Genomic DNA, 17,645 nt, shown 5'->3' with positions numbered 1-17,645 from the left:
CACAAAGACTCCCTTATTACGCTTTTACAAGAAATAGCGGTTGTCCATACTCAACAAGCTGTCCATTATTAACAAGAATCTCAACAATTTCCCCATCTACATCTGCATCGATTTCATTAAATAACTTCATAGCCTCAACAATGCATACGATAGAATCTTTTGATACTCTGTCTCCTACACTTACATATGCAGGTGTATCAGGCGAAGATGAAGAATAGAATGTACCTACCATCGGTGATGTAATTTTATGTAGGTTTTCATTTTGAACCACTTTTTGCTCTTCTTGTTTTGGTACTTCCACTTGTGCTGCCGCTACTGTTGTTTCAACTTCAACAGGTGCTACTGGTTGCACGACTTGTTTTGCTACAGGTGCTTGCACCGCAACAACTTCATTACCACGCTTTTTCATTTTGATTGTCGTACCATCTTTTTTGTATTCAAATTCATCAATATTAGAGCTATCAATTAATTTAATTAATTCACGAACTTCTTGAATTTTAAACATGTAAAATCCACTCCCATACTCTTGTTTGTCCCGTTTTTACAGATTATCGTCACTAAAACTAGATTGACTGTAAAAATACGATGTACTCTATTAGAAAATGCATTTCATTTACTAATAGAAATAATTGCTATTTCCATCTTACGATAAATTTTTTAAACATTCCAATTTATATTTCTTTATAATAAATCGAAACTCCTGTAAAAATATTATTCCAATAAAAATTTATTACCTAGTAATAATACCAAGTTTCACACAAAATTGGCAAGACCACTTCTAAAAAAACATTCCTTACTTTTTTCACAATGCTACAAAATAAACAAATCATTACCACTCCACTCTTCACCTCATCTATAGTCAACAACATATTTTTACCAAATATTATTTTTTTGTTTACACACCGTTCATCATTCCTTCATATAAGAATAGTATGTTCAAAGTGTAGAAAATATATCGTATCGAGGTGTGGACATATGATATGGCTCATTCTCTTCTTACCTGCCGTAATGGTCTGGGCATTCGTTCTCTTCATCCACGTCAAATCCGGAAAAAGTAATCATCATTACCATGAACCGCTAATCTTTTACTCACAGCGTATTTCTCCGTTCCGAGTTGAACATAATAAAAACAACTACAAAGACGAAACAGAAAAAAGCTATCGAAAATGATAGCTTTTTTTCTATAACTATTTTCAAACAATCCGATTCGTAAAAACTAATAATCCGCGAGGGATTCCCCCGCGGATTATTAGTTTTTATTTTGTTGGTGGATCAAATTTCACACCTACATCTTTTGATCCGCCTTCACTTCTTACAAGCTGTATAATTTTATTCGCTTCTTTTTGTGAATGCTTTGCTGCTTTCACAGTTACTTTAATGTCAGTTCCATCAGCTCTTACAAGGGCATCTTTATATCCTCCTTGAGACTTAATCACTGTCTCAAGTAATTCTTGCTTCGTTTCCATTGTAGTAATTGCATCAAAATTATCTTTCGCTTTACTCTTTTCTGTTGCTGAAGATTTTGCTGAATTCATCACTTCTTGTAATCTTGATTTTTGTTCACTTAGCTGATCTTCCATTTGCATACGTAACGCTGTGAAATTTTCATCACTTGATTGAACTGTTACGTTAGCATCTTTTTTACTTGTTTCTTTGTTTGTTTCTTTATTTGATGTTTCCTTGCTTGTATTTTCTTTTTTTGGCGTTTCTTTAGGTGCTTCATTTGTTACTGCTTTGTCAGTACCTTGTTTTTCTTGTCCAATCTTTTCACCTGTTGCCGGCGATGCTGTATTCATTTTGTCAGGAGTTGTTACGTAATAAACAGATAGTACAACAACTAAACTTAACATCGTTAATAGCCAAACCGTTTGTTTTTTTAACACTTTATTTCCTCCCTATCAATTTTTCGGTGAAACTGAAACGCGATGGGCTGGTACATCTAGCAGCCGTATGACAGCTTCTTTTACCATCGCTTTAACTTGTATATTATCCACTCCCTTTGCTACGACAAGAACACCTCGCACTTTCGGTTTCTCTGTTCGTAAAACAACGGGAGTTTCTTTATCCCCTTCACGTATAATGACGGTCTTTTCATCAAGGGACTCATCTTCTACTTTCCTCTGACCGCCTGTTTTATCTGTTTCACCTGTTGTTTGTGAACGTTTCACTGTATTTTTTTCTAATATTTTTTCTTCAGATGAATCTAAATTTACTTTAATCGTTACATTTTTTACTCCCGCTATTTCTTCTAAAGCTGCTTTTAATTCTTGTTCATACGCTTTTTCATACTTTTCTACATTTGACATACTATCATTATTTTTTTGTCCAAAAGTTGGTACGTCTTTTTCTTGGTTTTGCGTTTTTTGTTCTTTAAATACAGGTACTTCTTCTTTTTTACTTGAAAAAAGACTACTAGAAAACATAAGCAAAATCCCAAGTATGAGTAGGACAAGTAAAAACTTAGGTGTTATCTTTTTTCCCTTCTCATTGCTTTCTTTTTCATCCCCATTCAATAAGTTTCGAAAAAATGAGAACTTCGAATTTTTATCTTTATTGTCCATTTACTCTACCTGTCCTCCCTTCCATTTGAACTTGGATTTGTTTATTCTCTAGTTGCCATCTGCTTGAAAAGAAATCTTTCATTTCCACATTCGTTTCTTCTACTTTTTTCGGAGGTTCCTTCGTGTTAATTTCAACTGGTTTTACTGTTTCGATTGCATCATTTTTACTACGTTCTTTTTCTTTCAACGTCACAACAACAGTTTGAATATCTTTTGCTGACTTTACTTCCGCTGTACTTTCCGCTGCGACTATTTGTATTTCAGAGACTGTCATACCATACTTTTTCTCGAATTCTTTTCCTACTTCTTTTTTCATTTTGGTAGCCATCTCTTCTAAACTATATGCACGTGTTAGAGCTTGTATTTCTTTTTTCTTCGAATCTATTGAATTTTTTACAGATCCTTCTGCTACGTACTTCTCTTCATTAAAATTTGCGATTACTTCATTCACATCTGTTTGCAGTAGTTTAAAAAGAGGCGTTAAGATTAAAACAACTAATAATAGACTTACAACGAATTTAACGTACTTTTGCAAATTTGAATTTGGAAGAATAAGATGAAGCATTGTCGCTAAGAGTAAAAAAACGATAATATTTCTAATCCACTCTGTAACAAATTGCATACCCTTCACCTCCTACCGCATCATAAGTGTAATGTTCCCCGCAGCAATAATAATTGTGATACTTAAAAAGAACATAAATGATACGATAGCTAAGCAAGCAAATACATAAATGATGCTTCGCCCGATAATATCTAAACATTGAATAATTGCTCCGCTGCCAACTGGCTGTAATACTGCTGCTGCGAATTTATAAATAAACGCGATACAAAAAATTTGAATCGCTGGAAAAGCAACAATTAAGCATAGAATGACGAGCCCGATAATTCCGACTGTGTTTTTTAATAATCCCGATGCACTAATAACAGTATCCGCCGCCTCTGTAAACATTCTTCCTACTACGGGAATAAAGTTCCCTGTTACAAATTTAGCAGTTTTCACAGCTATTCCATCAGCAACAGCTGTCGCTGTTCCTTGTACAGATAATACCCCTAAAAAAATCGTTAAAAAAATACCGATAATCCCAACGCTAACATTTTGCAGAAGCTTGGACAATTTCGTAACTTTATATTGATCACTCATCGTACTTACAATACTTAATATCGTTGCAAGTAATAAAAGTGGTAGAACGATATAATTCATCAAAAGCCCGCTCGTGTTCATTAAAAAGATGATAATCGGATGAAAAAACGATACAGATACAACACCACCTCCAGTTGCTATGAGTGCAAGCAAGATTGGCAATAGCGCTAATATGAAATCTACCATTGTTTGTATCGTTTCTCTTGCATATGTCATGACGACATAAAAACTATTTAAAGCGAAAATAATAAGTACCATATATACAACTGCATCCGCAATTTTACTTACACTACTCTTTGAAAATGCAGATTGCAGTGATTGCAACAATGCACTAAAAATTGTAAGCATAATGAGCGTTCCCAGCAGCTTCCCATTTGCAACAAGCTCGTGAAATAAATACTTTAATAAACCTAGCATCCACTCTTTTATAGAAATTTCTTTTTCTCCCTTTACAAACTCCATAAAACTACCTTTTTGACTCTCTGGTAAATAACCTCCATATTTTGTAACAAGCCCGTCCCAAAATTGCTTCACATCTTCAATTCCGAGCTTATCCAATTGTTGATCAACGACGTTTGTTTCTACAGGAGAAGCTTGTACAACAACCGGTAAAGAAAAGAAAAGGAAGCAAGCAAATAGCAGCTTAGCTCCAAACCCCCTCAACATTCACTCCCCCTTATCCCGTCGGTAAAAATCCGAGAATAGTTTCAATGACAACCGTCAAAATAGGAATCGCCATTACTAAAATCAAGATTTTTCCAGCTAATTCAATTTTCGAAGCGATTGCCCCCTGCCCTGCATCTTTTGTAATTTGTGCTCCAAACTCAGCAATATAAGCAATTCCAATAATTTTTAGCAACGTTTCTACATATACGTTGCTAACTTTTGCTTCACTCGCTACTCTCTCAATCATTTGTAAAATAGAGTGAATTTGATCAATTAAAAGAAGAAACATCACGCTACCTACGAACACAATAAATAACGACGTAATGCTAGATTTATGCTGATTCAATACAGCTGCTAAAAACGTAGCAACGAGGCCTAATCCGACAATTTGTATAATTTCGATTCGAACCGCCTCCTTTACTGGAAGAGAAAGACACTCTTAATCTTGTCGAATAGCGTATTAATTAAAAATGCCACATGAAATAAAATAACGACAAAACCGACAAGGATAACCCAATTTGCAATATCCTCTCGCTTTAATTCTTTTAGTACGGTATGAATAAAAGCTAAAACAATGCCGATTCCGGCGATTTGAAATATTAATCCAACATCAATGGACATCGCCTTTCTCCCTCCTATAGCAGTAAAATTACGATAAGTAGACCCGCTAGTACCCCTAAGCTCTTGATCATTTTTTCGTATTGCAGTTGTAATGCTTTCGCTTCCTCTTCTTCTCTCTCTAAATGTGTAATACATAAGCGAATATGTTTTTGTTGTGATTCTCGATCATGTTGTCCGAGCGTTTCGCCAAATTGCTGCAAAATTTCGTACTCAGTTTGTTGAAATGCTGTTAGCTTCCAATTTTCTTTCAAACTATCTATCCAAGCTTCTCTTACTGTTTGTTCTCCGCCTTCTAGCCTTCTAGCAAAACTTTGAAATATCCAATTTAACGGCTTAGGCATTTGTTTCACTAATCGCTCGGCAGCTTCAGACAAAGGTGTGTGCCCATACATAATTTCTGCCTCTAATGATTGAAGTGCCGCTTTTAATAATCTAAGTTGCCTTGGTCTCTCACTGTATCTTTTAGCGTATGAAAATCCGAAAAAGGTGCTGACCGCAACGATTAACACTGCACCAAATATTTTTACCATACGCCCTCAGCCTTTCTATGAGGTAATACCGATTTTCCATATTTATCTTTTACTTGCATAACTGTTCCTGGCCCTCTTGCTTTTGATAGCTCCACAAACCTATCAAATATACCGAGCTCCAGCACCGCTTTTAGTGATGGACGTTTCACAACATCATCATAAGAAAATCCATGTGCGCTTATAAAAAGCTGAACCCCAGCATGCACCGCCTCCATAATTGCTTCACTATCTTCTTTACGTCCAATTTCATCTACAATCAAAACATCTGGACTCATAGAACGAATCATCATCATCATTCCTTCAGCTTTTGGACATGCGTCTAACACATCTACTCGTGTGCCGAAGTCATATTGCGGAATACCTTTCACGCAGCCTGCAATTTCTGACCGCTCATCAACAATCCCCACTTTACAAGAAGGAATTTTCGAAGCACTTACACCTTGACTCATGCAACGTGCTACATCTCTTAAAAGTGTTGTTTTCCCCGTTTGCGGTGGGCCAATTACCATCGTGTTTAACCATCGTGATTCATACAAATACGGCAAAAGTGATTCAGCAATTCCTATTTTTTGACGAGCGATACGAATATTAAAGGAAGAGACATCTCGAATCATTTTCACTGCGCTTTTTTCTGTAATGACTTTTCCAGCTAAGCCGATTCTATGTCCTCCTCGAAGTGTCACATACCCACGTTTTAATTCCTCTTCCATCGTATAAATTGAGAATTGACTTAACTTATTCAATAAGTAAATGGCATCCTCTGCTGTAACGATATAGTCATAAAAAAACACTTCGCCATGAGCAATACACTCTAGCGGTCTTCCAATTCGAACACGAATTTCCTCTAGAGCATCGTATTGCTTACAACTTTCCACTAGCTGCTTCATCGTTTTCGGTAAAACTTCTAATACTTCTTTCATCAGCTTCTCCCCACTATACTCGACTTACTATTTCAACAACGCGATAAAAATGCAGCCAATTCCAAGCGCTAGAAAAAAGAGTTTCAAGAAAGAAATCTCACTTGCTACACTCGCTATGCCTATTGTCATTGTTAAAATTAATACGGTCGGTCCAACAAACGCCAACATACCATTTATAAACAATGCTTTCTTCGCATCATTCACATAAAGCATAAGCAAAGCGGCGAATATTTCCGCGCTACCTGAAAACAACCGAAGTAACCCCATTACAAGCACGGATGTTTCCATTGACGCTAGCCACTGTTTCATTCTCCCACCTTCTCCCATAACGGTTACTATTGCTACATTCCAAAAAAGAATATATTTGTACAACCATATGCAGGGGTTGTCTATTTCAGAATTAAAAACATAACTTTTCTCTAACACTTTTATTAAATCTGAATATTCCTATTATTTTATGATATATTTAATTTAAAAGGGGTATAGACGATGCAACACGTTACTTTAGTACCACTCGATTTACGCTATGCAAATGTGATTTTCAAGCTATCAAGTGATCCACACATAAAAAATGCATTAGGAATAAAAGTAGAAAAGATCGAAGACACGAAAGCATTTCTTCTTTTCGCAATAGAAGAAGAGCGCCAAAAGAGGTCTTTATCGAGAATGATTGTAAATGAAGAAAACGAAATAATTGGTCTCACCACACTTAAACATATTAATTATGAGAAGAAACAATCTCACATTGGTAGTTGGCTCGGCTATCCATACTGGGGAAAAGGATATAATGAGGCTGCTAAAAAAGAAATCTTTAAAATTGCTTTTTTGGACTTACAACTTTCCTACGTATTTGCTGGAGCTAAAACGAATAATGTCCGCTCGTTAAAAGCACAAGAAAAACTGCCTTATATTTCATTGCATGTGGAAGATAGATTCCCTGGTGAACATTCTGCCTTAGAGAATGAAGTAAAATCTTCTTGTGTACTACATGTCGTGTCACGTGAAAAATTTCTAAATTGGCTAGACCTACAAAAGGAGAAGGAAAAATATGAAGGTAGTAAAAATTAGTTTAACAGTCGTAGTAGAATTAGCTCTTATTTATCTTTTTTCAAAATTGGTCGGTTGGTCATTTATGGAGACCTTTTTCCTTGGTAGTTTAGCGATATTTGCAATTATGTGGTTAATTATTATGAATACTCATAGAAACAACATTACGGATCACGCAATAAGTAAAACACTGACTGGCGTTGAGACTGGCGAAATAAAACCATTTCAAATTGTTTTCACTCCATATATGGCGGGTACTCTTTCACTTGTTTTAGTTAGTTTTATTATCACTGCTATTTACTATCTACCCTATTTCCTATAAAAAAAAGCACTCGTGATGATCACGAGTGCTTTTCTACTATGCACGAGAAACGTATTTACCTTCACCAGTGTTGATGATAAGCATTTCGCCTTCGTTAATGAAGATTGGTACTTGTACAACAAGACCAGTTTCTAATGTAGCTGGTTTTGTTACGTTAGAAGCTGTATCGCCTTTAATACCAGGCTCTGTTTCTGACACTTTTAATTCAACTGTGTTCGGAAGTTCAACACCAAGTACTTCATCTTGGTATGTCATAATAGATACTTCCATGTTTTCTTTTAGGAATTTAAGTTCGCGCTCGATTTGGTTTTCACCAAGTTCGATTTGCTCGTAAGTTCCGTTATCCATAAATACGTGAGACTCACCGCTCGCGTATAAGTATTGCATACGACGGTTTTCGATGTGTGCTTTTTCTACTTTTTCACCTGCACGGAATGTTTTCTCTTGAACAGATCCTGTGCGAAGGTTACGTAGTTTAGAGCGAACGAATGCAGCACCTTTACCTGGCTTTACGTGTTGGAAATCCATTACTTGCCAAAGGGCATTGTCCACTGAAATTGTTAAACCTGTACGAAAATCGTTTACTGAAATCATGTAAAAAAATCCTCCTGTATATTACAAAATAATAAGTTCTTTTGGTGATTTCGTAATTACTTCATTACCTTCACTTGTTACAATGATATCATCTTCAATACGTACGCCGCCAATACCTGGAATATAAATACCTGGTTCTACTGTTACAGCCATTCCTGGTTCAAGTACTGTATCAGAACGGAACGCTAAACCTGGTGCTTCATGGATTTCAAGACCAATTCCATGACCAGTAGAGTGTCCAAAGTATTCACCATATCCTTTTTCCGTTATGTAATCGCGCGTTAACGCATCCGCTTCACGGCCTGTTAAACCAGCTTTAATACCGTTCACACCACGTAATTGTGCTTCTAAAACGATATTATAAATTTCTTTCAATTTATCAGATGGTTCACCAACTGCAATCGTACGAGTAATATCAGAACAATATCCTTTGTAATAAGCGCCGAAGTCTAATGTAACGAAATCTCCTGTTTCTATCACTTTTTCAGATGCCACGCCGTGCGGTAATGCCGAACGAAGACCTGAAGCAACGATAATATCAAACGAAGAAGATGTTGCTCCTTGTTTTCTCATGAAAAATTCAAGTTCATTTGACACTTCAATTTCAGATACTCCCGGGCGAATGAATGATAGAATATGTTCAAAGGCAGCATCTGCAATCTGTGCAGCTTCCTTTAATATCTTAATCTCTGAATCAGTCTTTATCAAGCGTAACTTTTCTACAAGCCCAGAAGTTGGGATAAATTCAGCATCGATTACTTCTTTATGCGCTGAATAAGAACTATATGTAAGAGTATCTTGCTCAAAGCCAAGCTTTTGAATTCCCAGTTCCTTCACTTGCTTTGCAACTTCATCAATGATTAATCCTGCATGCTGTACAATCTCGTATCCAACCGCTTGTTTACTAGCCTGCTCTACATAACGGAAATCTGTAATAAATTGAGCACGATTTTTCGAAATCAGTACAACACCAGCTGTTCCTGTGAAGTTAGCCATATATCTACGACTATGTTCATTTGTTAACAAAATACCGTCAATACCAGCCTCATCAAATGCACTTCTTACTCTTTCGATTTTCTCCATTACTTTATGCCTCCCTCAATTTCTCCATTAATGCAAATAACGCTAACTTATAGCCATAAAAACCAAATCCAACAATTTGTCCCGCACAAACAGCTGCCGTCACAGATTCGTGACGGAACGACTCACGCTGGTGAATGTTAGAAATATGTACTTCAATAACAGGAATCGAAATGCTCGCAATTGCATCTCGAATCGCATAGCTATAATGCGTAAATGCTCCAGGATTTAAAATGATCCCTTCATATATATCTTCCGCCTCATGAATACGATCGATAATCGCACCTTCATGATTCGATTGGAAACATTCTAACTCCACTCCCATTGTTTCTGCTTCTTGCTTCATATCTGCTTCAAGTGTCGCTAGCGTGCCCTTTCCATATACATTTACCTCCCTGACACCGAGGCGATTTAGGTTAGGACCGTTTACGAGGAGTACCTTTTTCATATGTTTAAAACTCCTTAATATTAAATATCTATACAACATTTTAACATAGGAGTCACTTATTTGAATAGTTTGTCTTCTCTTCCCCTTCTCGCTCAGCTTTATTGGTATTTACTGCGTAGGAAACAGAGTATGCTATAAACACACCATACAATATAAAAATACATATCGTCGTCACAATTGTTTCTTTCGGTAAATGGAGTGCACTTTTAATGGCAGGCGCTATTAATCCCATTCCGAAAAATAGTAACGCCCACCAAAATAGCCCATAAATCATCCCTGGAATAATTCCTTCAAACTTTGCCAAAAACGCTTTATACAAAAAGGCAATTAAAATCGAAAGTAGTCCCATACAAACAATTCCTGACAAATTGCCCCATACCCCTTCTTTCCAGCTTCCAAAGGCAAATGGTAAAAGTAAATAGTTCGGTCCTGCTTCCGTAAATGAAAATATATGAAGGAAATACCATATCCCCCCCCAAAAGATTCCACCAAATAAACCAATTTGTACAAAATTCCTTGTTCCTAATTGTTCTTGACTCACATCGACACCTCCGCTCAATAGTATGCCCGAAACTATTTTGAACCATGTTTAAATACTGCGAAATTTGTCTATAAAAAGAATAAGAAATGTCCGACTCTCGTAACATTTTTCCTTGTCATATACTTGTATTTGTCGATAAAATAAAGGAAACTCGGTGATTGTCTTATTTCAAAATGACAGAACCCAGTATGACAATTGCCTCTTTTTCTACATAAGAGAGAAACAAATACAGGTTGGTGTTAACATGGCAGAAGAGTCAAAACAAATATATGGCGGGCAAGCAGTCATAGAAGGAGTTATGTTTGGCGGTAGAGAATATACTGTTACAGCGGTTCGTCGTAAAGACAAATCGATTGAATTTTATCGATTACCACGCGTTCGTAATAAAGCATTATCTATCCTGAAAAAAATTCCATTTTTACGAGGGATTGCCGCTATTGTGGATGCAAGTGCGAATGGAGCAAAACATTTAAACTTTGCTTCAGAACGATTTGATGTCCACCCAGAAGAAGACGAACAAATTGCAAATAACAAAGAAGAACAATCGAAATTAACGATGGTATTAGGAGTTGCAGCAGTTGGCGTTTTATCTTTCATATTCGGTAAAGTCATTTTCACAGCAGTTCCTGCACTACTAGCTGAATTAACGAGACCGATTTTCCCTTCTCATACAGGGCAAATCATTGTCGAAAGTGTCATTAAGCTCATGCTATTATTGAGCTATATATACTTTATTTCTTTAACCCCACTTATTAAGCGGGTATTTCAGTACCATGGTGCGGAGCATAAAGTAATTAATGCCTATGAGAATAATCTTCCAATGACTGTAGAAAATGTTCAAAAACAAACTCGCCTTCATTATCGCTGTGGCAGTAGCTTTATTATATTTACAGTCATTATTGGAATGTTTGTTTATTTCCTTGTCCCTACAGATCCACTTTGGGCCAGAATCGTAAACCGAATTTTATTAATTCCAGTCGTTCTCGGCATTTCTTTTGAAGTGTTACAATTTACAAATCGATTACGCGATATTCCAGTATTACGCATACTTGGATATCCCGGATTATGGCTGCAACTATTAACAACGAAAGAACCAACAGATGATCAAGTGGAAGTAGCCATTGCATCGTTTGAAGAATTATTACGTTTAGAAAACAAACAATAATTATTTAAAATTGGTGTTCAACTCCTTTCCTCATCGTTAATATACTAATTTTAATATATGTTTTTAGGAGGTGTCCCTTATGAACGGTCGTTCGTTTACATTCGCTATAGTTATGCTTATTATCGGATTAGCAATATTCGGCCTTGTCTCATCTGTCATTACAAATCCAATGGGTGTATTAAGAAATATTGGGTACATGTTACTTGTTGTCGGTATCTTTTATTTGCTATACAAGATGTTTACAAATTCTAGTGGTTCTGCAAATTCGCAAAGCTCTTATAAGCGTGCAGCGAAACAATCGAACCGCAAACATGGGAAACAAAATGTAGCACCCCTAAGCAATTCTTTCTTGAAATCAAACGCTTCTAATGACAAAGGTAAGAAAGGCGCTCCTTCCACTTTGAAGCGAAAAAGAAAACAATCTCATTTAACTGTCATTGAAGGTAAAAAAAACAAAAAGAAAGACCGTGCTTCCTTTTAGGAAATACGGTCTTTTTTTATATTTTGTAGTACTTCTTTCAAACTTTTATCTTTCATACTTTCAATTCGAAGATGATGATTTTCAAATGGTAAATTCCGTGTCACATCATTAGGTACAACAACGCACTTTAATCCTGCTGCAATCGCTGCTTTTAATCCGTTTAACGAGTCTTCAAATACAACAGCTTCAGACGGATCAATCCCTAAATCTTCTATCGCAATTCGATAAAGTGCTGGATCCGGTTTTACCTTCTCAACATCTTCCCTTGTTTTAATGACTTCAAAATAATCTCGAATTTGTAGCTCTTCCAAAAAAGAAGTAACCCATTCTCTAGATGAACTGGAAGCTAATGCGATTTTCAATCCCATTTCTTTCGCTTCCTCTAAATATTCTTTTACCCCGTCGCGAGCTTCTGGTATTTTCATTTTCTCTTTATGTAAAGTTTTCACTTTTTCTTTTAATGCATCCTTGTTAAACTTCTCTTTTAATTGCTCATTTAAATATGCATATAGTACATCATCTGTCGTTCCAATACATTTTGCAAATCCCTCTAAAGGTAACTCCCCACCGTACTCACGAACGGCGTCTCTGAAAGAGTGAAACCATATTGTTTCTGTGTCCACAATTAATCCATCAAAATCAAAAATAATTGCTTTCATAATTTCCCCATCCTTTTCGGTTGAAATAAAAAAGGAAACGACATACGTTCCCCCTTAATTACTTTTCTCTTCATTTGCTTTTTGAACGCCACGAAGTGTTTCCACTCGAATCTCATCTTGTTCAAAATATTGCACTAGATCACCAATGCGGTCAATTGCTTCCCAACTTAAATGATGTTCAATTCCTTCTACATCATTGTAAATTTTACTTTCATCCAAACCGATAATACGCATAAATTGCTCTAGCAAGTCATGACGGTATACGAGACGCTCTCCGATTTTTTTACCTTTTGATGTTAATACAAGCCCTCTATATTTTTCATAAATTAGATATTCATCTTTGTCTAATTTTTGCACCATTTTTGTTACAGAGGATGGATGTACACTCAGCGCTTCAGCAATATCAGATACGCGGGCATAACCCTTTTCATCAATCAACAAATAAATTTGTTCAATATAATCTTCCATACTAGGGGTAGGCATCGGTTTCCTCCATCCAATTTCATTTTGCTCATTCCGTACGAAGCAATCAATAAAATGATACACCAGAAAGAATAACGTGACAAGTTGAAAACAAGCCTAAATATTTAAAAGAAAAAAGAACTTGCATTCCAGTACAAGTTCTTTTCATGTAAAATATTGAATTTCTGCGTTAGGAAAAAAGTGATGAATATATTCTCTAATCGTTTCTTCCAATACTTCTGCATCATCTTTTTTATATACGTATTTCCCGATGCCGTATCTTCCCCATTTATATTTGCGCTTCTCTTCATCCATTTCAAGCTTCGTATTCGGATAACGCTCTTGAATGACCTTTTTTGCTGGTTTTGTAAAGCGATGTTGAATTAATTCAAATGTTAAATTCGGTATCGACAAATCTTTTAGCGCATTGTACAGTCGCTCAAATAGTTCACGGTATCCTTCTTCCCATCCTTCATGCATATAAAGTGGTGCAACTATAAACCCAAGTGGATAACCCGCGCCCGCTACTTTACGAGCTGCTTCAATTCGTTCTTCAAAAGGTGATGTCCCCGGCTCAAAATTTTTGATTACATACCGTGAATTAATACTAAACCGAAAACGAGTTTTCCCATTATGTTTTGCATCTAATAAATGATCAACGTGCGAATATTTCGTAACGAAACGTAAACGCCCATGCTCACTTTCTCCAATGAATTCAATCGCCCGCTTTAATGCATGTGTTAAATGATCAATTCCAACAATATCTGATGTACAAGCCGCTTCAAACCTTGTTATTTCTGGTGCTCTTTCATCCATATACTGCTTTGCCTTCTCAAATATTTCATCAAGATTGACATATACGCGAACGTAAGGCTTACTCCCAAGTGTTGTTTGCAAATAGCAATAATGACAATGTCCCATACACCCCGTTGCGAGCGGGATTGCATATTCAGCTGACGGTTTTGACGTATCAAACTTTAATGTTTTCCTCACCCCAACGACAAGTGTTGCCTTTGCATTACGATACTTTTGCAAATCATTTTCACCTGGCAAATTTCTAATTTGATTATGGGATGTCGTTTCACGAATTTCTAATCCCATCTTCGTAAACTTCTCATACAGCTCTTTTCCAAGCGGATATTCGAGTGCCTTCGGTTCAAAGTAAACGAGTTTTGGCATAAATGGTTTCATATACTTCCCTCCTCTCGTTAGTATGGGAAACGATGAAAAATTAACACTCATTAAAGTTTTCCACTTCAGTAACTTGCGTTGCAAGTTACTGAATGTTATAATTTGGATAACAGCTACCTTGCAACGCAAGTTACCTGAGTAAAAGGTGGTGAAATCATGCTCAGCCAAATGTTAAAAGGTGTGCTCGAAGGTTGCATCCTATACATCATTTCACAAGAAGAAGTGTACGGATATGAACTGAGTACAAAATTAAATAAACACGGATTTACATTCGTAAGCGAAGGAAGCATATATCCGTTATTGTTACGTATGCAAAAAGAAAAATTGATTGAAGGAACATTAAAAGCCTCCTCACTCGGTCCAAAACGTAAATATTATCACGTAACCGATAAAGGATTAGAACAGCTTGAAGAATTTAAACAAAGCTGGGGAATGGTTTCAACAACGGTGAACAATTTATTACAGGGAGAGTGATGAGGATGAATGCGCAAGACATGATTAAATTGAACAACAAAAAACGCGAACTTCTAACACCTGAAAATGAAGTCGTTTATAGCGATATGTTAGTTTATCTTCGTTTATCTAACGTGCCAGAACAACAAGTAGAAGAACTATTACTAGAAATATTAGACCATCTCATCGAAGCACAAACAGAAAATAAAAATGCTTATGATATTTTTGGTGATGACTTACAATCTTATTGTGATGAACTCATATCGGCTTTGCCGGTTCAAACAATGTTAGAAAAAACTTCTTTAATCGGCTTTGTTATTAGCTTACTTCTCGCTATACAGTTTGGAATGGACACCATTGCTTCTCTTTTCATTTTCTTTTTTGAAAAGAACACCGAAATAATAAGTCCACCTTTTAGTATCCTTGGAACTACTTTGTCGGTTTCAATAATTATACTAGGTATACTATTCATTTTATATTTATTAAAGCGGTACTCCTTTGATCAGAAAATGAATTGGAAAAGAAGAATTCTATTTGGATTCGCATTTGCTATCCCATTTTGTTCCGCTATATTCTTAAATATTTATTTTAAAAAACAACCTTATCTCATTTATCATCTAACCTTTTGGCAAAACGCCTTAATCGCTATCTTATTTTTTGTTTTATATAAATTACTATATAAAAAATCAAATTTTTAACAGCCTTTCAAAAGGCTGTTTTTCTTCTGTCTAATTTTACAAATTGAAAAATTTCATAAAGAAAATAAGAAAAATGCAAAATAATTAAAGTTAATTGTTGACGTGATGCTTTTATTATCGGTATCATAAATCTTCGTGAGCAATTATTTTTCGTTATACGATTTTTTTATTATTACTGAATTTTTGAGAGGAGAAATTAAATGTCAGTTAAGAAGAAAACGCAAGTACGCACCGGCAAAATGGTACGTGAACTAATGTTAGCAGACGAAGATGTAAATGCTTCGCTAATTATGGTATATAGTGAAAACGGTGTAAACGCAGAAATTAAAATCGAGGGCTTAACGCCGAAATGTAACGAAGAATTATTTTTGAGCGGAAACGTGGATTGGAACAAGAGTGTTATTTATAAAATTGTTGATTTCACTGGGAACGCTGAGGTTGGTAAAGTTACATTAACAGCGATGAACAAAAATAATGTTTCTCTAGAAGTTGAACGCGTTATGTGGAGCAAAGAAAATAAAGAAGCTGCTGAGCAAGAAGAAACTGTTGTAGAAGCTACTCCGAAAAAAGAAGTAGTTGTAGAAGCTCCAAAAGCAGTTACACCTGCTCCAAAACCTGTTACGCGAGTAGAAACACCTGCAGCATCTAAACCTACTCCGGTACCGACACCGAAGCCAGTAAGTGTAGAAGCAGCTGTGGAATTATCTACTCCAGCACCTGTGAAAAAAGCAGCACCAACTCCAGTTACAAAGCAAGAGACAGCACCGGTCGCTCCTGCAAAACCGAAGCAACCTGCTTTGACTGAAACAAATACAAAACTACAAGAAAATTATGTGAAACTTGTGAAAAAGACAATTGAAGTTTGTCAAGATTACGAGCTTGGCATCGACATAGATGATTCTATTGAAAGCTTAAAAAAAGAACTACAAAGCCAAGGTATTAGCGTTACATTTGACAAAGAAATTATGGACGTTGTAAATCGCCTTCGTTCTTTACAAGATAAAGGAATCAAAGTAGAAAAAGTACTTAATTTACTATAAAATAATAAGAGGTGGCAATTGCCACCTCTTATTTTTTATAATTCCATTCCTTACTCTCATACTTCTCTTTTGCTAATGTTTGCACTTCATGTAACTGTTCTTCTGTTAATTCATACGGAACAAGCTCTACATCTAATCCTTTTTCAAACCCAACCTCAAACGCTTTAATTAACTGTTCAATTGTAAACGTACGGTCTGTTAATTCATTAATTGCTACCGCTTTAGAAGAGAACATACTCTTCATACGCTCTTTTACACGTTCATTCGGGAATAAAAACAGATCGTATAATTCATCTAAATCTATTTCTAACGGAATCGATCCGTGCTGTAAAATCACACCTTTTTGACGTGTTTGAGCACTACCTGCGATTTTTCTTCCCTCTACTACAATTTCATACCAAGATGGTGCATCAAAGCATACTCCTGAACGTGGATTTTTTAAATTTTCACGGTCTGCTTCTGTTTTTGGAACTGCATAATATGCTTCTAATCCTAATGCCTTAAAACCGTCTAATAAACCTTGCGAAATAATACGATACGCTTCTGTAACTGTTTTTGGCATATTTGGATGATCTTCAGACACAATAACACTGTACGTTAATTCTTTATCATGTAGTACACCCCTGCCGCCTGTTTGACGACGAACGAATCCATATTTCTTTTCGTTAACTACATCCATATTAATATCTTTTTCAACACGCTGGAAATACCCAACTGTTAATGTTGGTACTTCCCATTCATAAAAACGAATGGTTGGTGGCATTTTCTTTTCACTTTGCCAATTTAATAAACATTCATCTAACGCCATATTAAATGCCGGTGAACATTGACCAGAGTTAATATAACACCATTTTTCTTTTCCCATCCTGCACCTCATATAACCAATTATTTTTCACATTCTCTAGTCTACCAAATTCGACAAAATTTGTGAAAGAATACGAAATTTCTTCTTATATGCAAATGAATCTGTTGCATAAATACATACGGGCATTATAATATTGAAAGTAGGATAAGAAAAAAGGGAG

The 17,645-nt window shown here is 35.9% G+C and carries 26 protein-coding genes; 8 read left to right on the top strand and 18 right to left on the bottom strand.

The genetic code is table 11. From position 1 onward, the window contains the following. Positions 1 to 16 precede the first annotated feature (16 nt). The gene (gene accB, locus RBB48_RS02480) at positions 17 to 505 is read right to left on the bottom strand and encodes an acetyl-CoA carboxylase biotin carboxyl carrier protein (protein ID WP_000472875.1); all 489 of its coding nucleotides are present in this window, start codon (positions 503 to 505) and stop codon (positions 17 to 19) included. Between the two features lie 470 nt (positions 506 to 975). Here accB and RBB48_RS02475 point away from each other — a divergent pair, with 470 nt between their 5' ends. Then, on the top strand, positions 976 to 1,170 hold the full coding sequence (locus RBB48_RS02475) for a hypothetical protein (protein ID WP_002107729.1): 195 nt from the start codon (positions 976 to 978) through the stop codon (positions 1,168 to 1,170). Between the two features lie 86 nt (positions 1,171 to 1,256). Here the strand turns inward: RBB48_RS02475 and RBB48_RS02470 are convergent, their stop codons facing one another. Genes RBB48_RS02470 through RBB48_RS02430 form a run of 9 tightly spaced genes read right to left on the bottom strand, consistent with a single transcriptional unit; the run spans position 1,257 to position 6,748 of the window. Then, positions 1,257 to 1,883, bottom strand: coding sequence for a SpoIIIAH-like family protein (locus RBB48_RS02470; protein WP_306007358.1), 627 nt, complete (start codon positions 1,881 to 1,883; stop codon positions 1,257 to 1,259). 15 nt (positions 1,884 to 1,898) lie between these two features. Further along, positions 1,899 to 2,561 carry a stage III sporulation protein AG gene (spoIIIAG, locus tag RBB48_RS02465; RefSeq protein ID WP_087985167.1) on the bottom strand — a complete coding sequence of 221 codons (663 nt, stop codon included), beginning with the start codon at positions 2,559 to 2,561 and terminating at the stop codon, positions 1,899 to 1,901. After that, positions 2,551 to 3,183, bottom strand: coding sequence for a stage III sporulation protein AF (spoIIIAF, locus tag RBB48_RS02460; RefSeq protein WP_001161039.1), 633 nt, complete (start codon positions 3,181 to 3,183; stop codon positions 2,551 to 2,553). The genes spoIIIAG and spoIIIAF overlap by 11 nt, the downstream gene beginning before the upstream one ends. 12 nt (positions 3,184 to 3,195) lie before the next feature. Beyond that, positions 3,196 to 4,368 (bottom strand): stage III sporulation protein AE, encoded by a 1,173-nt coding sequence (gene spoIIIAE / locus RBB48_RS02455; protein ID WP_000943696.1) that lies wholly within the window; start codon positions 4,366 to 4,368, stop codon positions 3,196 to 3,198. Positions 4,369 to 4,378: 10 nt separating this feature from the next. Further along, on the bottom strand, positions 4,379 to 4,762 hold the full coding sequence (spoIIIAD, locus tag RBB48_RS02450) for a stage III sporulation protein AD (protein WP_079998460.1): 384 nt from the start codon (positions 4,760 to 4,762) through the stop codon (positions 4,379 to 4,381). A gap of 23 nt (positions 4,763 to 4,785) precedes the next feature. Next, on the bottom strand, positions 4,786 to 4,989 hold the full coding sequence (spoIIIAC, locus tag RBB48_RS02445) for a stage III sporulation protein AC (RefSeq protein WP_000020914.1): 204 nt from the start codon (positions 4,987 to 4,989) through the stop codon (positions 4,786 to 4,788). Positions 4,990 to 5,003: 14 nt separating this feature from the next. Then, positions 5,004 to 5,519: a stage III sporulation protein SpoIIIAB gene (spoIIIAB, locus tag RBB48_RS02440; protein ID WP_000238693.1), complete on the bottom strand. Its 516-nt coding sequence runs from the start codon at positions 5,517 to 5,519 to the stop codon at positions 5,004 to 5,006. After that, positions 5,513 to 6,439, bottom strand: a complete 927-nt coding sequence (spoIIIAA, locus tag RBB48_RS02435) for a stage III sporulation protein AA (protein WP_306007357.1) — start codon at positions 6,437 to 6,439, stop codon at positions 5,513 to 5,515. The genes spoIIIAB and spoIIIAA overlap by 7 nt, the downstream gene beginning before the upstream one ends. 27 nt (positions 6,440 to 6,466) lie before the next feature. Then, positions 6,467 to 6,748 carry a YqhV family protein gene (locus RBB48_RS02430; RefSeq protein WP_306007356.1) on the bottom strand — a complete coding sequence of 94 codons (282 nt, stop codon included), beginning with the start codon at positions 6,746 to 6,748 and terminating at the stop codon, positions 6,467 to 6,469. A 180-nt stretch (positions 6,749 to 6,928) separates the two neighbouring features. Here RBB48_RS02430 and RBB48_RS02425 point away from each other — a divergent pair, with 180 nt between their 5' ends. Next, a complete protein-coding gene (locus tag RBB48_RS02425) occupies positions 6,929 to 7,507 on the top strand; it encodes a GNAT family N-acetyltransferase (protein ID WP_097889623.1) in 579 nt (192 codons plus the stop codon). Beyond that, positions 7,488 to 7,808, top strand: coding sequence for a hypothetical protein (locus RBB48_RS02420; RefSeq protein ID WP_088064392.1), 321 nt, complete (start codon positions 7,488 to 7,490; stop codon positions 7,806 to 7,808). The genes RBB48_RS02425 and RBB48_RS02420 overlap by 20 nt, the downstream gene beginning before the upstream one ends. A 36-nt stretch (positions 7,809 to 7,844) precedes the next feature. On the opposite strand, the gene efp is transcribed toward RBB48_RS02420, so the two are convergent. Genes efp through RBB48_RS02400 form a run of 4 tightly spaced genes read right to left on the bottom strand, consistent with a single transcriptional unit; the run spans position 7,845 to position 10,471 of the window. After that, complete coding sequence (gene efp / locus RBB48_RS02415; RefSeq protein ID WP_000626521.1) at positions 7,845 to 8,402, bottom strand: elongation factor P; 558 nt, start codon at positions 8,400 to 8,402, stop codon at positions 7,845 to 7,847. 21 nt (positions 8,403 to 8,423) lie between these two features. Next, the gene (gene pepQ / locus RBB48_RS02410; protein WP_048562330.1) at positions 8,424 to 9,485 is read right to left on the bottom strand and encodes a Xaa-Pro dipeptidase; all 1,062 of its coding nucleotides are present in this window, start codon (positions 9,483 to 9,485) and stop codon (positions 8,424 to 8,426) included. A gap of 4 nt (positions 9,486 to 9,489) precedes the next feature. Next, a complete protein-coding gene (gene aroQ, locus RBB48_RS02405) occupies positions 9,490 to 9,930 on the bottom strand; it encodes a type II 3-dehydroquinate dehydratase (RefSeq protein WP_000757087.1) in 441 nt (146 codons plus the stop codon). A gap of 52 nt (positions 9,931 to 9,982) precedes the next feature. Beyond that, entirely contained in the window at positions 9,983 to 10,471 is a 489-nt protein-coding gene (locus tag RBB48_RS02400; protein ID WP_306007355.1) for a YqhR family membrane protein, read from the bottom strand. Positions 10,472 to 10,715: 244 nt separating this feature from the next. Here RBB48_RS02400 and RBB48_RS02395 point away from each other — a divergent pair, with 244 nt between their 5' ends. Together RBB48_RS02395 and RBB48_RS02390 are read left to right on the top strand one after the other, a co-directional pair. Next, on the top strand, positions 10,716 to 11,636 hold the full coding sequence (locus RBB48_RS02395) for a DUF1385 domain-containing protein (protein WP_306007354.1): 921 nt from the start codon (positions 10,716 to 10,718) through the stop codon (positions 11,634 to 11,636). Positions 11,637 to 11,715: 79 nt separating this feature from the next. Next, a complete protein-coding gene (locus RBB48_RS02390) occupies positions 11,716 to 12,117 on the top strand; it encodes an SA1362 family protein (RefSeq protein WP_001014467.1) in 402 nt (133 codons plus the stop codon). Here RBB48_RS02390 and RBB48_RS02385 read toward each other — a convergent pair. From RBB48_RS02385 to splB, 3 genes are all read right to left on the bottom strand, one after another. Further along, positions 12,114 to 12,776 carry an HAD family hydrolase gene (locus tag RBB48_RS02385; RefSeq protein WP_137010963.1) on the bottom strand — a complete coding sequence of 221 codons (663 nt, stop codon included), beginning with the start codon at positions 12,774 to 12,776 and terminating at the stop codon, positions 12,114 to 12,116. The genes RBB48_RS02390 and RBB48_RS02385 overlap by 4 nt on opposite strands. A gap of 54 nt (positions 12,777 to 12,830) precedes the next feature. After that, entirely contained in the window at positions 12,831 to 13,259 is a 429-nt protein-coding gene (gene mntR / locus RBB48_RS02380; protein WP_001143070.1) for a transcriptional regulator MntR, read from the bottom strand. Positions 13,260 to 13,403: 144 nt separating this feature from the next. Further along, a complete protein-coding gene (gene splB, locus RBB48_RS02375; protein ID WP_137010964.1) occupies positions 13,404 to 14,429 on the bottom strand; it encodes a spore photoproduct lyase in 1,026 nt (341 codons plus the stop codon). A 156-nt stretch (positions 14,430 to 14,585) separates the two neighbouring features. Here splB and RBB48_RS02370 point away from each other — a divergent pair, with 156 nt between their 5' ends. The 3 genes from RBB48_RS02370 to RBB48_RS02360 all read left to right on the top strand — a co-directional run bounded on the left by RBB48_RS02370 (position 14,586) and on the right by RBB48_RS02360 (position 16,620). Next, entirely contained in the window at positions 14,586 to 14,903 is a 318-nt protein-coding gene (locus tag RBB48_RS02370) for a PadR family transcriptional regulator (protein WP_306007353.1), read from the top strand. Positions 14,904 to 14,908: 5 nt separating this feature from the next. Further along, a complete protein-coding gene (locus RBB48_RS02365; protein ID WP_000993595.1) occupies positions 14,909 to 15,580 on the top strand; it encodes a DUF1129 domain-containing protein in 672 nt (223 codons plus the stop codon). 200 nt (positions 15,581 to 15,780) lie between these two features. Continuing rightward, positions 15,781 to 16,620 (top strand): hypothetical protein, encoded by an 840-nt coding sequence (locus RBB48_RS02360; RefSeq protein WP_000111931.1) that lies wholly within the window; start codon positions 15,781 to 15,783, stop codon positions 16,618 to 16,620. Positions 16,621 to 16,648: 28 nt separating this feature from the next. Here RBB48_RS02360 and RBB48_RS02355 read toward each other — a convergent pair whose 3' ends face one another. Then, entirely contained in the window at positions 16,649 to 17,485 is an 837-nt protein-coding gene (locus tag RBB48_RS02355; protein WP_000514071.1) for a lipoate--protein ligase family protein, read from the bottom strand. Between the last annotated feature and the right edge of the window lie 160 nt (positions 17,486 to 17,645).

This window comes from Bacillus sp. MMSF_3353 (assembly GCF_030733445.1).
Taxonomy (GTDB): Bacteria; Bacillota; Bacilli; order Bacillales; family Bacillaceae_G; genus Bacillus_A; species Bacillus_A wiedmannii.
This window is presented reverse-complemented; position numbering and strand designations above follow the sequence as displayed.

Coding starts and splice junctions, on each gene's coding strand:
- accB (WP_000472875.1), bottom strand. CDS start 505: ATGTTTAAAATTCAAGAAGTTCGTGAATTAATTAAATTAATTGATAGC.
- RBB48_RS02475 (WP_002107729.1), top strand. CDS start 976: ATGATATGGCTCATTCTCTTCTTACCTGCCGTAATGGTCTGGGCATTC.
- spoIIIAG (WP_087985167.1), bottom strand. CDS start 2,561: ATGGACAATAAAGATAAAAATTCGAAGTTCTCATTTTTTCGAAACTTA.
- spoIIIAF (WP_001161039.1), bottom strand. CDS start 3,183: ATGCAATTTGTTACAGAGTGGATTAGAAATATTATCGTTTTTTTACTC.
- spoIIIAE (WP_000943696.1), bottom strand. CDS start 4,368: ATGTTGAGGGGGTTTGGAGCTAAGCTGCTATTTGCTTGCTTCCTTTTC.
- spoIIIAC (WP_000020914.1), bottom strand. CDS start 4,989: ATGTCCATTGATGTTGGATTAATATTTCAAATCGCCGGAATCGGCATT.
- spoIIIAB (WP_000238693.1), bottom strand. CDS start 5,519: ATGGTAAAAATATTTGGTGCAGTGTTAATCGTTGCGGTCAGCACCTTT.
- spoIIIAA (WP_306007357.1), bottom strand. CDS start 6,439: ATGAAAGAAGTATTAGAAGTTTTACCGAAAACGATGAAGCAGCTAGTG.
- RBB48_RS02430 (WP_306007356.1), bottom strand. CDS start 6,748: ATGAAACAGTGGCTAGCGTCAATGGAAACATCCGTGCTTGTAATGGGG.
- RBB48_RS02425 (WP_097889623.1), top strand. CDS start 6,929: ATGCAACACGTTACTTTAGTACCACTCGATTTACGCTATGCAAATGTG.
- RBB48_RS02420 (WP_088064392.1), top strand. CDS start 7,488: ATGAAGGTAGTAAAAATTAGTTTAACAGTCGTAGTAGAATTAGCTCTT.
- efp (WP_000626521.1), bottom strand. CDS start 8,402: ATGATTTCAGTAAACGATTTTCGTACAGGTTTAACAATTTCAGTGGAC.
- pepQ (WP_048562330.1), bottom strand. CDS start 9,485: ATGGAGAAAATCGAAAGAGTAAGAAGTGCATTTGATGAGGCTGGTATT.
- aroQ (WP_000757087.1), bottom strand. CDS start 9,930: ATGAAAAAGGTACTCCTCGTAAACGGTCCTAACCTAAATCGCCTCGGT.
- RBB48_RS02395 (WP_306007354.1), top strand. CDS start 10,716: ATGGCAGAAGAGTCAAAACAAATATATGGCGGGCAAGCAGTCATAGAA.
- RBB48_RS02390 (WP_001014467.1), top strand. CDS start 11,716: ATGAACGGTCGTTCGTTTACATTCGCTATAGTTATGCTTATTATCGGA.
- RBB48_RS02385 (WP_137010963.1), bottom strand. CDS start 12,776: ATGAAAGCAATTATTTTTGATTTTGATGGATTAATTGTGGACACAGAA.
- mntR (WP_001143070.1), bottom strand. CDS start 13,259: ATGCCTACCCCTAGTATGGAAGATTATATTGAACAAATTTATTTGTTG.
- splB (WP_137010964.1), bottom strand. CDS start 14,429: ATGAAACCATTTATGCCAAAACTCGTTTACTTTGAACCGAAGGCACTC.
- RBB48_RS02370 (WP_306007353.1), top strand. CDS start 14,586: ATGCTCAGCCAAATGTTAAAAGGTGTGCTCGAAGGTTGCATCCTATAC.
- RBB48_RS02365 (WP_000993595.1), top strand. CDS start 14,909: ATGAATGCGCAAGACATGATTAAATTGAACAACAAAAAACGCGAACTT.
- RBB48_RS02360 (WP_000111931.1), top strand. CDS start 15,781: ATGTCAGTTAAGAAGAAAACGCAAGTACGCACCGGCAAAATGGTACGT.
- RBB48_RS02355 (WP_000514071.1), bottom strand. CDS start 17,485: ATGGGAAAAGAAAAATGGTGTTATATTAACTCTGGTCAATGTTCACCG.